This window comes from Metabacillus sp. KUDC1714, assembly GCF_014217835.1.
Classification (GTDB): domain Bacteria; phylum Bacillota; class Bacilli; order Bacillales; family Bacillaceae; genus Metabacillus; species Metabacillus rhizosphaerae.
Genome location: NZ_CP055263.1, coordinates 814862 through 828668, shown reverse-complemented (window position 1 = coordinate 828668; position 13807 = coordinate 814862). Strand labels below are relative to the sequence as shown.

Here is a 13807-nt window from a genome sequence, read left to right as displayed (position 1 = left end):
AAAAGTAAAAAGCGTAAAGCGAGGGATCGCCTGGCTTTACGCTTTTTTGCATTCAACATTATTTATTATTTTCAATAAACGTTTTAATTAAGTTCATTGGAAGATGAAACTGATCTTTATTTATTTTTAACAGCATCTCCTCATTTTCGATAACTGCTGTTGTTTCTTTATAAGCTGTGATTTCTTTATTTAGTTGTTCCATCTTCTTATCTAATGCAGTGGCAGTTATAGCAGCTTCTTTTAGTTCTTGTACAAGTCTATTTGGTACTTCCTTATTGTATTTGTAGTAGATTTTATGTTCTAAGCTTGCCCAAAAGTCCATTGCAATTGTCCGAATTTGAACTTCAACGTAAACCAATTCCTCACGGTCAGACATAAAGATTGGAATTTCTAAGATGAGGTGAAGGCTTTGATATCCATTAGGTTTAGGATTCTTAATATAGTCCTTCCGTTCAATTACCCTAATATCCTTTTGGCTTTCAAGCATTTTACTCAACTCATATATATCCGAAATAAATGATACAGAAATTCTAATTCCTGCAATATCTCTTATTGTTTCTTTAATTGAGTTAAAGGATAAAGAACATTCCTTTTTAACAACCTTTTTGAAAATACTTTCCGGTGATTTTAATCGGGATTTTACATGTTCTATTGGATTATAATCGTGAATATAATTAAACTCATCCTTCAAAATATTAATTTTCGTATTCATCTCATCTAAAGCAAACTTATAGGCCATCATGAACCTAGTCATTTCAACTTTCATTTTCTTTATCTCATTAAGATCGATATGCTCTGTATTCAATAGCTCGTAGTCCTTTCAAAATATGCTTGTCTATTTTTTGTTCAATTTTAACTGTTTTAAGACATCTGGAGGAAACACCAAACGGCATATCACTTTAGCTAGTTTGGAGTAGTCCGCTTGGTTACCACATTCTGTAAGCTTTTCTGGGATTTTATCTGATAACACCATAATAGACCAGGATACTGTATCCAAATCTAAATCAGCCCATACAATTCCTTGTTCTCTAGCATTCTTTAAACTCACAAGAATCCTAGCATGTATTTTTTTTCTAGCCTCAGCTACAACTTCGGCTAATTGAGGATCCTTTAGCAACAATTCAGGTAATACTCGATGCAATCCTAGTCGATTAAGTCGTTTGTAATGTTGTTCTAAAAGTGTAGCAAAAAATGATTCTGGATCAACATTAGTCCAGTTTGGTTCAGGGGGAAGAAGCTTTTCCAATTGATCCTCCAAAAGTGACATCATAAGCTGCCGTTTATCTGTGAAATATCTATAAAAGGTTCCTGTTGCAACCCCGGCATGTGATGCAATCTCTTTTGCATTGGTTTGTTCGTATCCTTTCTCAATAAACAAGGCACGTCCACTTTCAAGCAACGCATCTCTTTTTTGCTGGGAACGTTTTTGTTTTGGTAAAGAAGGATATTCCCCAACTAGTTGTTCATCTTCATGCTCAGACATAGTATCACCTCAACATTATCATAACATAAAAAAACAAAACGTGAACTCGGGTTCATATTTATTGACGCAGCAATATCGAGATGTAATACTTGAACTATAATTCAATAATGGCGAAAAAAATGATATGAAATATTTTAAAATGGAGGAAAAATGGAGTTGCGTGTTTAATATTACTAGACTAGTATTTTCTCTAATTCCTTCGCTGAAATTCCATTCGTTATTAAACTGTTTTTAATTAATATAAAAATGGAGTGTAAAGTAAAAATGACAACTAATCAACTAGCTAAAGAAGGAGATAAAGTCCTCTTTGAACGAAACGGATTGGTTATAATCGGTGAAGTTTTTAAAGTTAGAGAGGCAAGTGTCATCGTAACAATTAGCAAATCTGATGCAGAAGGAATTAATGTTGAAACACCACTAACAGTAGTTTCTCACAAAAACTATCAACTTATTAAAAACTAATATTATAGTTAAAGGGTGTGAAATTAGATGGCAGCAGAAACTAATCATCCAATCACTGTTGATTCAACAATTTCTTTGAAAGGCATAGTAAAAGCAATTTTTAAAGATACAATTCATGTCCAAATAGGTGGAAAGGTTATTACTATGCCTATTTCGACAGAGGGGAAATTAAATGGGGATAATTAATTTATTGATTAGCCAATTCCTTTAATTTTAAATAACTGCATTTTTTTAGGAGAAAAGAGCGTAACTTAATGGAGTAAAATCCCCTATGTTACGCTTTTTGAAATGGAATGCAAGGTACTAGAGTTGCAAGAGTGCTAACTTTTTTTGAAAGAGAGTTGAAATTAGAATAAAATAAAGTCGAGATAAGTTTTCAACAAATCAGGAGTGTCCAAATGAATCATCAACAATTAGATCAATACCTGCGTAAACTCGACGATATTGAAAAAATACAAATCATCACACATGAAAATGTAAATGATTATGATGGAAATGAACTAATCGTTGAAAGTGATAGTTCAATCCCCCGTTTACAAGAGAAATATTTCTTTGATAAAGGACCAATCTACATCAGTAAACACCACCGTTTTGCTGAAATGCCCCTACATATGCACACGTTTATCGAAATGAACTATGTGTATTCAGGAGAATGTCAGCAATTCCTAAATGGAAGGGAAGTTAAACTGACTCAGGGGCAGATTTGTTTGTTAGATAAGGATGTACCACACAGTCTTCCTGCACTTGATGAAAATGATATTTTAGTTAACATTATCATGAAAAAAGAAACGTTTTCGACAGCCTTTTTGGGACAACTTAGCAACAAGGGAATCGTTTCGAGCTTTCTTGTAGATGCAGTGTCTGAAAATCAACGTCATGACCGTTACCTTTTATTTCACTCTCAGGATAATGAAAATTTACAATTTATTATTCGAAATATGCTTTGTGAATATTTTGATCCGCAAGATTACTCACTGGAAATGGTGAACTATTACATGCCAATCCTGTTTACTGAACTCATGCGCGTTTTCCAGTTAGACAAGAACTTCGAGCTTTCTAAAACATCAAGGAAAACAAATCTTATTGAAATTTTACAGTATATTGAGCAGCACTATAAAGAGTGTACATTAACCTCTTTGGCAGAAATGTTTAGTTTTAACGCGAATTACCTGGGGAATATGCTAAAAGAAAGAACTGGGAAAACGTTTCTCGAACTCGTGCAAACACAGCGAATGATAGAAGCTGCATCATTATTGAATGATACAGATAAAAGTATCGATGAAATTGCCTATCAGGTTGGTTATGATAGTCTAAGTTTTTTTTATCGTAAGTTTAAGGAGCATTATGGTGAAACTCCAAGTCGATTTCGGAAAAATAGTAAATAACCCCATGCAGACGAAGTGCACGAGGTTATTTTGCTTATAGATCATATTTTCGAATTAAATAAGTAGGAGTACAACTCCAGGCATGACAATAACTATTAATTAAATAGCTACCATATGGTGAAAAACTTTTGTTCTCTGGATCGTATAACTCCCAAAACGTGTCAGCACCGTCATTAATCATTTCTCCCCAATATGCTTTAAGTTGAGCGATAGCTTGTTCTTTTTCACCAACTAATATGAGGGCTTCCACGAGATAATGATACATATAAGGTGTGGTAAGACCAATATCTGGCTTGGTTGATAACAAGTGTTTAATAAGCTTACGGTTATCTTCTGGGTCTAAAACTTGAGCATGGACCATCCAAATTTGGCTAGCCCAAGAAATCTGACGCTCTGATCCACTCACAAAAAATTCGCTATCTTGATCCCAAAGGTGTGTGATTGTTGCGTCTACAGTCACTTGTAATTTTTGTTCTAATAATGTCAATTTATCACTCTTGAGAACTTCTGCCAACTTAATGGCTCTACGCAATGTGTGAATCAAAATTGCTTGTGAAGGAGCTTGCTTATTCAGCTTTTCTTGCCAATCAATAAATGACCACCAAGTCTCATCGTCCGTAACAATTCCTTGATCATCCAAACGCTCTAATGCAAGTTCAACTTGACGATAGGCAAGAGGCCATAGCTCTGTTAGCGTCTCAAGGTCTTTAGTTGCCTCAAAATAATCGAATAAGGTTGTTGTGAACAACAATGAATAATCAAATAAATACGTATCATCTGCAATAAGTGAAGGAGCGATAAACAAATTAGCGGCAATTCTCCCCTTATCATCTGGAACACCTGCAAATAAATACAAGCATCGTTTTACTAAATCATTCGTTTGGAATGTCTCATAATTAGCTAGAGCCTGTAAGCGTAAATCCCCAAGCCATAAACGACGATCACGCTTTGGACCATCTTCAAACACTTCCTGCATACAATCCTGTAACGTTTTAATACTCACTTTGTCAATTTCATTTAACATTGAATCTTTATGATTCAATTCTTCCACATGATATGAATCCCCCGAAGTCACTGTAAGACATTGGACATCATCAAATGCTACTCGATACTTACGCGATGTATCCAAAACCTCAATCTTTAAATAACGAAAACTGTAACGACGTGGTAATTCGATAACACCGGGCATGACATCAACATGTAACGTTTCCTCTTGTAGCCATGAAGAACTAATCCAACCATTATATTCAGAGAATGGCTCAGCCATTTCAACAGGCATTTCTCCAAACGTCAATTTAAGATGCAGTGGTGCATCAGGTGGGCTCCCAACTGGACGGATCTTCATTGATAAGTAACCAACTAGATGTGTACCAAAATCAAGAGTGAATTGATCACCTTTGCCATAATCATAGGCAGAGAGTTTATCTGCAGACTCAATGACCCCTGTTCCCCAGCCATGGATTTTCGTTGAGTCTTTTTCGATTTTCACGATACTCTGTGGTCTTACTGTCTCTTTTAAAAACTGTGGCATTAATTGTTCAGCTTTTGTGATGAATTCTTCGTTTCTAATGATCACTTGATTTTCTGTTTTTTGAATACCTGTCATTAAAGATTCCCCCTGAAAAAAGCTAGTTTATATTTACGCATTTTTTACCATTTTCGAATTTTCAATTGTTTCTTCTTTTTCAATGTTACGTGCATTAATCTCAGCACGGATTTTTGAGTAAATTTTATCTAAGTTATAAAAACACATGATTATCATTGAAATAACTACCATGCAAGCAGGAATAATCAAATAGTTCATCTTTATTGCGAATAAAGCTGAAGAAGTTTGAGTTTGGTTCGGAACATAATTGCCCCAGCTTAAAAATAATCCAGAAAGTGCTCCAGCAACTGCTAACGCAACTTTCCCAATAAATCCATTTAATGCCATCATGAGGCCCGCTGCACTAATTCCAGTTTTCCATTCACCATAATCCACAGGGTCTGCTTGCATTGAAAAATAAATACTTTGCCTTGCACCAAAGCCTAATGCGGCAATAACTGCCCCCATAATCAGGCCTGCAATATTTACATTTGCAATCAGCATGATAATGATACCTATAAGATTAATTGTACTAGCAATCATAAACCATGTACGTTTATACATCTTCTTTGAAATGAAAGGTGTGGCAAATGTACCTATAATTGGTACAAAAGCCCCGATACTAGCTACCACAGAAGCTAACTCTGGACGCTCAACATTGTAGGTGAAATAATAAATTAATGCACCTTGCATAAAGAAATGGGAGCCCCACATAAAGACGATGTTTACCGCAAAAATCAACCAAGGTGTATTACCTTTTAAAGATGAAAATGCTTGTTTTACAGTTACCTTTTCTTGGCGAAGTTTTACTTTCTCTTCAACGTTCTTAAATGTAACAAAGAAAAATAATGTTGCGATGATAGCGAAAATGACCATAGTCCAGAAAAAACCTTGAGCTTGCGACCCATTGCCTAATGCGTTTACCAATGGAAGTGTAATTGCACTGACTGCAGTAGCACCAATAAATGAGAAGATAATTCGAACGGTAGCAAGATTCGTTCGCTCATGTTCGTCACTTGTTAAACTTGGCAAGATCGATGCCATTGGGACATTAACCATGGTGTATGCAGTTGACAATCCAATATAGGTAAGATAAGCGTAAACGATTTTCCCAACTGGACCAATATCTGGAACGTAAAATGCAAGGATCGCTAGTAATCCGAATGGTATCGCTCCCAAAAGGAAGTAGGGTCTAGATTTACCCCAGCGAGTATTCGTTTTATCAATAATCACACCCATAATTATGTCAGTTATACCATCGACGATACGTGTTACTAGGAAGAGTACGCTTACCTGAACTAGTGCTAATCCCATAACATCAGTATAGAAAAACATTAAATAGAGCGTTATCATTTGCCAAATTAAATTACATGAGAAGTCTGAGACTCCATATCCCAACCTTTGACGCCATACGCCAGTTATAGTATTCATATAAATTCCTCCATTACTTTCACTAAATTTATTTAAAATTATTATTAAATTCTTTCTTTATATTAAAACGTTTTCTGAATGCGTAAACAATGATGGTTTTACAGGTAGAATTGCTCATTTTACAGGTTGGGAGGATGTTTTGTATTCTAAATGAACAATATGTCATAATTACCATGGTCTTTTGTCAATAATAGCATGCATTTATTTCTGAAAATCAGTTTATAATCACTACAAGTAAAGAGATATTAGACTTGGTGAGGAGGATTACGATGAGACTAAACATTTATGACTTAAGAGTTGAATACACTCAAAATCCGTTAGGGATTGATACATTAGCACCAAAGTTTGATTGGATACTAGATTCTACTGAACGCTCACAGGTTCAGACCTCCTATCAGATCCTCGTTTCTTCAAATGAGGAAAATTTAGCTAATGATGAGGCTGATATGTGGGTTAGTGGTGTAGTTGAATCAGATCAATCGATTCAAATCGTATATCAAGGGAAAGAATTGCAATCTAGTAAAACATATTTTTGGAAAGTAAGAGTGTGGGATAAACATAAAGTGGCCACGCCTTGGAGTCAAACGGCTTATTGGTCTATGGGCTTGTTAGATAAGCGTGAATGGAAGGGGCAATGGATAGGCGCAAAAAAAGAAACACTTGATCAGAAGGAATGGGAGAATCCTGAATTAATGCCAAGCGCTTTTTTGCGTAAGGAATTTTCTGTTTCTAAATCAATTGAATCAGCAACAATGTATATTACTGCACTAGGACTTTATGAACTACATCTTAACAATCAAAAAGTTGGAGACGCCTACTTTGCTCCCGGCTGGACTGATTATAACAAAAGAGTTCAATATCAAACTTATGATGTAACCAATCTATTAAAAGATGGGGAAAATACGATAGGAACAATCGTTGGGACAGGTTGGTATGCAGGACATGTAGGAATGCTAGGGACATGTGTTTATGGGGAGCAGCCATATGTATTAGTTCAGATGAACATTACGTATAAGGATGGTTCTGTTGAACAGGTCGTGACTGATCAGACCTGGAAAACGTCTGTTGGTCCAATTTTATATTCAGATATTATTAAAGGTGAGTACTATGATGCGCGTTTAGAATTGGATGGTTGGTCTACTCCAGGGTTTAATGATTCAAACTGGCAACAACCATTAATAAAAGACAGCTATGATGGAGAAATTGTTTCACAACTTGATCCACCAGTTCGAGTGACGAAAAATATGACACCAATTGAAGTGTCAAAATCACCTTCTAGTTCGACTATTTTTGATATGGGCCAAAACATGATTGGCTGGGCAAAATTAACGGTAAGTGGTGAAGAAGGAACTAAAATTACATTAAGATACGCTGAAATGCTAGAACGAGATGGAAGCTTATATACTGAAAACCTAAGAAGAGCGGACCCGGTAGACTACTATATATTGAGTGGTCATGGTGTTGAACAATATGAGCCACATTTCACGTATCACGGATTTCGCTATGTTGAGGTCATTTGTGAGAAGCCAGAGGCAATTCTTTCATTAAGTATTGAAGGGAAAGTCGTCCATTCAGATACACCAGAAACGGGATATTTTGAAACTTCAAATGAAATGGTTAATCAACTATATAGCAATATAACATGGGGGCAACGTGGGAATTTCTTAAGTATACCTACAGATTGTCCACAACGGGATGAGAGATTAGGCTGGACTGGTGACGCACAAATTTTCATTAGAACAGCAAGCTTTAATATGGACGTTGCTAGGTTTTTTACAAAATATGTAGACGATATGGTAGATGCACAGCTTGATAGTGGTGCTTTTACTGATGTTGTCCCAGATGGTGGCTGGATTGATTTTAAAAGAAGAAAGTATGATAAAGGGGAAACAATCTTAAGAGATGTGCTTCATCCAATTGAAAATTGGTTAACAGATGGAAATCCTGGCTGGGGTGATGCAGGTGTTGTTATTCCATGGACGATGTATCAAGTGTATGGGGATAAAACCGTACTTGTGAAACACTATGAGGCAATGTCTAAATGGATTGCCTATCTAGAAGCTAACAGTACAGACTTTCTACGACCAAATGACACAGTATATGGTGACTGGTTATCAATCGGTGCTGATACACCAAAAGAAGTGTTATCCACAGCGTATTTTGCCTACAGTGTAAAGCTAATGGCTAAGATTGCACATGCTCTAGATAAGAAAGAGGATGAGAAGAAGTACAGCAATCTGTTTGAGAATATTAAGATCTCCTTTAATAAAGCTTACATTACATCTGATGGAAAAATTAAGGGAGACACACAAACAGTTTATGTATTAGCTCTCAATATGGGATTAGTATTCAAAGAGCAGAAACAACTTGTTGCTAGCCATTTAGTTGACAATATTAAGAAAAATGATGGCCATTTATCAACAGGGTTTTTAGGTGTAGGTTACCTTCTGCCTGTTTTAACCGAAAACGGATATACAGATGTTGCATATGATCTATTAAACAAAGATACCTTCCCATCATGGTTATACTCAGTAAAACATGGTGCTACCACAATCTGGGAACGTTGGGATGGCTGGACAGATCATAAAGGCTTCCAAAGCGCACAAATGAATTCGTTTAACCATTATTCGTTAGGCTCAGTTGGAGAATGGATGTTTAGATATGTAGCTGGCATTGATGTCGATTCTGATATTCCTGGTTATAAGAAAATAAAAATCCAACCAAAACCTGGTGGTGGCCTTACTTATGCAAAAGGAGAATACCAATCTGTACATGGGAAAATTAAGTCAGAGTGGAAAATTGAAAAAAATGAGTTTACATTAAAAGTAAGTATTCCGGTTAATACAGAGGCAACAGTATATATGCCTGGTGTGGGACAAAATGAAGATCGTACAGATGTTCAATTAGTAGAGAATGCAAATAGTGTAACAATCTATCAAGTGGGCTCAGGCGAATATGAATTTGTATCTAAAATAGGCTGAAAATAAAATAATAGAAAAAGCAGTTTTTACCAACGATCATAGGTTAAAAACTGCTTTTTCGATATTTCTGAGGTGGAATCCCTATCTTTTTTACAAAAAGTGATCGGAAGTAATCCGTATTAGAATACCCTACTAGATGACTAATTTCTTTAATTGTGTAATCTGTTGAACGAAGTAAATCACAACTTCTTTCAATCCTTTTATGTTGTAAATACTCTGTGAACGTTTGGTTTGTGTATTTTTTAAATAAGCGTAAGAAATGGCGTTCACTTACGATCATTAATTTTGCCATATCTGTTAATGTTAGCGCTTCATGCAAATGTTCATCAATGTATGGAATGATTTCATCAATTGGATAGGCTGCTATTTTTGAATTAGTAGAATCGATCCGTTGCTCGATACGATACAAATTCACAAGGAGCTCTCTAAGTTTAGCTTGTATCACAACAGAGTAACCAGTTTGCTTTTGCTGAAACTCATAATACATTAAGCGAATTAGGCTTAGACAGCTTTCATGTTTATCGGCAAGGTACATATGGTTAATTGATTTAGTAGATAGAAGTTGTTGGCACCAATCTAAAAATGTAGAATCTACAAGATTGTTTTCGGAAAGCAAATGGTGAATTACTTTTGGATCAAAAAGGACATTATAAACAGTAAGCTTTTCTTTCGATCTTGTAGATGAAGGTCGATAAACATGAGAAACATCTATTGGGATGATAAATAGGTCACCTTTCGTAACAGAGAGAACCTGATCATCATTATAATGATAGCCCATGCCTTCTTCAACAATCGTAATTTCAATAAAGTCATGATAATGGTGTGGGTTTTCAAAGCCTTCTTGCCATCTATTTATATAAATTAATAGATCTTCTGAGAAATAAGTACTACCAATAAATTTTCTTTTCCGTTTCTCCAATCTACCATCCCTCCTTTATGTCATTAAAAATCATCTGAAAGATTTGTTGTTTCTTTTTTGTTTTTGTTTTATATCATATAATATATAAATGTTTTTAGATAGTTGGTTTTTTGATTGTATATTTTTGTTTTGTGAAATTTTGGAACTTTATGAAATGATCTCCATTATACAAAATAGGTATTTTGATTTAACTTTATATGAAGTGTAATTCTATTCAGCAGTACTCGCAAAAGGTAGGTTCAGTATATGAGAAATAAATTCCACAAGTTTTTTCTATTCTTTCGAATTAAAAAAATCAGAAATCGTTTTCTTGCAGTTATGATCGCTCTGTCAGTACCACCTATTTTCATAGTAGGTGTTGTTTCTTATAATACGTCTAAAGATACGTTAATAGAAAATCATTTACAAGCGAATGAAACTCATTTAAAAACGACAAGTGAAAAGGCAGATTTTTTGTTGCGTAATGTGATTAATATGGAACGATATATTTTATCGAATAAAGATTTGCGTCAACAACTAATTGAAAGCGGATCCATTTCAGACATGGAACAGGAAGCGCTAAAATTAAATATGTCAAGCCGCTTGCAACAAATCATGTCCGATTATGTAGTCGAGCAAAAATACATTGATTCCGTTTGTTTGTTTGATAATTACTTTCGAGCAGTGTGTTACGGTCGTTCTGATGATGCTGGACGTTATGAAAGAGAGAATAAGCGTTCAGAAATAATAGAAAGTGATTGGTACAATAAAGCAGTAGAAGCACAGGGGAAGGAACTTTTCTTTTCTGATAATGTTTTAGAGGAGTTAAATTGGAACAATACATTTTCTTCGGTTAAATTATTACGAAATCCAACTTCGAGTCAACAAGAAACAATTGGATTATTAATAGTGAATATCAATAAATCATTGTTTTCAGAAATGATGAACGAAACAAATAACAATGAATATTTAATTTTAGATGCCACAACAAATGAAATGAAAACAGTCTATGCATCTACCCCCTCCTACTATGAAGAGGTAGTTGGAAAAGATTTACCTTTTATTTTTGAGAAGAAGCAGGAAGAAGATTATGTTGTTAGCCACTATACAAATGAAACAACTGGCTGGACATTTGCTTATTTCATTAAAGAGCAGGAATTATTAAAACAGCCACACCAAATTAGAGCAGTTACGATATTAATTGCATTATTAATTTCAATTAGTGCTGTCATACTTTCAGTAATTTTGTCAGATACGATAACTCGTCCCTTGCTCCGAATCAAGAAAATGATGGTAGCATGGGCAAAGGGCTCTAGTGAATTTAATGAAACGTTTCATGACGATGAAGTTGGTGCTATTGGTGAAACCTTTAAACGAATGACAGCCGAAAATAAAGACTTAAGTGAACGTCTTATTCGTTCTCAATTAAAAGAGAGAGAAACTGAGCTAAGAGTTTTACAAGCTCAAATCAATCCACATTTTCTTTATAACACACTAGATTCAATCTATTGGATGGCGATGATTCATAATCACGAAGATATTGGAAAAATGGCTGTCTCTTTATCTGAAAGCTTTAAAATTATTTTAAATAAAGGTAAAGAGATCATACCACTTTATAGGGAGCTTAAGCATATTGAGCATTACATGACGATACAAAATATTCGGTATGGTGATCGATTCACTTATATTCAAGAAGTTGACCCTTTATTAATGGATCAAGAAATATTAAAGCTTTTACTTCAACCGCTTGTAGAAAATGCCATCTATCATGGGTTAGAACCAAAAGTTGGAGAGGGTATGATACGTGTTACAGGCAGTAAAGAGTCGGATTTCATTCTTTTTACAGTAGAAGATGATGGAGTTGGGATAAAAGACATGGCTATGATTGAGCAAGGCTATGGTCTAGGAAATGTTCGCGAACGTTTAACGATTTACTACGGACCAACTAGTTCACTAACAATTAAAAGCGAGGTAAATAAAGGGACTAAAATTGAAATTCGCTTCAATCCTAAAGAAGGGAGATGGATGAGAGATGCTGAAAGTCGCAATATTTGATGATGAATTCATTGTAATTGAAGGATTAAAAAAAATGATTGATTGGTCGAAGTACGGAATGGAGCTTGTTGGAACAGCTAAGGATGGAAATTCAGCTTTATCTCTTTTTCATTCCGAGCATCCAGATATTATTTTTACCGATATTAGAATGCCAGGTATAGATGGTCTACAGTTAATCGAAAAGGTTTTGGCAGAGGCTCCTGAGACAAAATGCATTGTTTTTAGCGGCTTTAATGAATTTGAGTATGTAAGGAGAGCGATAAGATTAGGGGTAATTGATTATTTAGAGAAACCAATTACGATTCCGATGATTGAAGAAGCCTTGCAAAAAATCACTCTACGAATCAATCAGGAAAAAGAAATGTCTGAGCTTCGATTAAGATGGGATAGAAATCGCCAGGAATTGCTTCAAAAAGCCACGTTAGATTTATTGCTTGAAGGGAAAGAAGCTATAACGAGATGGAGAGAATCTTTTGGAGATGAGGCAAAGCAAGTAATCGGAATTACTGTCATCGCTATCTCGGGTGAAAGGCCCTCCTTACAACTTAATGCTTCTTTTAAAGCTGTTCCAGTTTGGAATGGAACAACACAAATACTAGTGTTATTCCATTTTGAAAATAACCCTGAGCAGTTATCAGAACTTTTAATAGAATGGAGTGAACAGGAAGAAGTTACAATTGGATCAGGGCAGACATATTTGAATATTACTGATATATCTAAAAGCTATCGGGAGGCTCTACATGCTTTAAGGTACGGACGATTTTTAGATAGTAAGGGTTGGACAAGATTTGAAGAGGTTGGGAAAAACAATAAGATTCCAGAGGATCTATCAGCACAAGAGGAAGCTATCTTGTATTATATGCGGACTGGTAATAAAGAAGGGCTACTTGGGCAGCTGGACAAATATATTCAATGGCTCGATTCACAAAAGTTAAACCCTGATATGATGGAAAGTGAGTTTTTAAAGCTAGTATATCTTGGTATGGAAGTTGTAAAAGAAACAGGTGAGGAAACACAGCAAACAGGTTACTATCCTCAAAAGGATATTCGTGAGTTAAATACAAGAGAAGAAATGACTACTTGGTTATACAGCCAAATGGAAATGATGATAGAATTAATAAATTCCTCAAAAAAATCAAATAAACATAAAGCTGTTGAAAAAGCCAAGGAATACATGGAAAAGAATTACCATCAAGATATAACACTACAAGAAGTAGCAGATCTTGTCGGCATGAATCCAAACTATTTCAGTTTATTATTCAAGGAAGAGATGGGGCTTACCTACATTAAATATTTAACAAAATGCAGAATGGAAAAAGCTAAGGTAATGCTTAAAGAAGGTCAAAAAATATCAGAGGTTAGTGAGAAGGTAGGATATCTTACTTATAGGCACTTTTCTGAGGTGTTTAAAAAATATACTGGCATGACTCCAGGACAATTTAAAGAAAATAAATAAAGTTTTAACTATTAATTTATTGATGAAATTCCGTTACGGGAATTTCATTTTTTTTCATATATCGCAAAAGA

Annotated in this window: 11 protein-coding genes; 6 read left to right on the top strand and 5 right to left on the bottom strand. The window is 35.0% G+C overall.

Features of this window, described 5'->3' with window-relative positions:
- Window positions 1-58: 58 nt before the first annotated feature.
- Entirely contained in the window at window positions 59-766 is a 708-nt protein-coding gene (locus HUW50_RS04020; protein ID WP_066340242.1) for a GTP pyrophosphokinase, read from the bottom strand.
- A 69-nt stretch (window positions 767-835) separates the two neighbouring features.
- Window positions 836-1483 (bottom strand): TetR/AcrR family transcriptional regulator, encoded by a 648-nt coding sequence (locus HUW50_RS04015; RefSeq protein WP_066340240.1) that lies wholly within the window; start codon window positions 1481-1483, stop codon window positions 836-838.
- A gap of 264 nt (window positions 1484-1747) precedes the next feature.
- Between HUW50_RS04015 and HUW50_RS04010 the strand changes: the two genes are divergently transcribed.
- The 3 genes from HUW50_RS04010 (at window position 1748) to HUW50_RS04000 (ending at window position 3330) form a co-directional block, all read left to right on the top strand.
- Window positions 1748-1945 carry a DUF2187 family protein gene (locus HUW50_RS04010; protein ID WP_185653715.1) on the top strand — a complete coding sequence of 66 codons (198 nt, stop codon included), beginning with the start codon at window positions 1748-1750 and terminating at the stop codon, window positions 1943-1945.
- A 27-nt stretch (window positions 1946-1972) separates the two neighbouring features.
- The gene (locus tag HUW50_RS04005; protein WP_185653714.1) at window positions 1973-2131 is read left to right on the top strand and encodes a hypothetical protein; all 159 of its coding nucleotides are present in this window, start codon (window positions 1973-1975) and stop codon (window positions 2129-2131) included.
- Window positions 2132-2343: 212 nt separating this feature from the next.
- Complete coding sequence (locus HUW50_RS04000) at window positions 2344-3330, top strand: AraC family transcriptional regulator (protein ID WP_066340228.1); 987 nt, start codon at window positions 2344-2346, stop codon at window positions 3328-3330.
- A 34-nt stretch (window positions 3331-3364) separates the two neighbouring features.
- Here HUW50_RS04000 and HUW50_RS03995 read toward each other — a convergent pair whose 3' ends face one another.
- Window positions 3365-4936 carry an alpha-L-rhamnosidase-related protein gene (locus HUW50_RS03995; RefSeq protein WP_066340224.1) on the bottom strand — a complete coding sequence of 524 codons (1572 nt, stop codon included), beginning with the start codon at window positions 4934-4936 and terminating at the stop codon, window positions 3365-3367.
- A gap of 33 nt (window positions 4937-4969) precedes the next feature.
- Window positions 4970-6346 (bottom strand): MFS transporter, encoded by a 1377-nt coding sequence (locus HUW50_RS03990; protein ID WP_066340220.1) that lies wholly within the window; start codon window positions 6344-6346, stop codon window positions 4970-4972.
- Window positions 6347-6615: 269 nt separating this feature from the next.
- On the opposite strand from HUW50_RS03990, the gene HUW50_RS03985 reads away from it, so the two are divergent.
- A complete protein-coding gene (locus tag HUW50_RS03985) occupies window positions 6616-9327 on the top strand; it encodes a glycoside hydrolase family 78 protein (protein ID WP_185653713.1) in 2712 nt (903 codons plus the stop codon).
- 43 nt (window positions 9328-9370) lie between these two features.
- On the opposite strand, the gene HUW50_RS03980 is transcribed toward HUW50_RS03985, so the two are convergent.
- Entirely contained in the window at window positions 9371-10246 is an 876-nt protein-coding gene (locus HUW50_RS03980) for a helix-turn-helix domain-containing protein (RefSeq protein ID WP_066340215.1), read from the bottom strand.
- A 246-nt stretch (window positions 10247-10492) separates the two neighbouring features.
- Here HUW50_RS03980 and HUW50_RS03975 point away from each other — a divergent pair, with 246 nt between their 5' ends.
- Complete coding sequence (locus HUW50_RS03975; RefSeq protein WP_066340214.1) at window positions 10493-12280, top strand: cache domain-containing sensor histidine kinase; 1788 nt, start codon at window positions 10493-10495, stop codon at window positions 12278-12280.
- Window positions 12258-13736: a response regulator gene (locus tag HUW50_RS03970; protein WP_066340211.1), complete on the top strand. Its 1479-nt coding sequence runs from the start codon at window positions 12258-12260 to the stop codon at window positions 13734-13736. Before HUW50_RS03975 ends, HUW50_RS03970 begins: the two co-directional genes overlap by 23 nt.
- Window positions 13737-13807 lie beyond the last annotated feature (71 nt).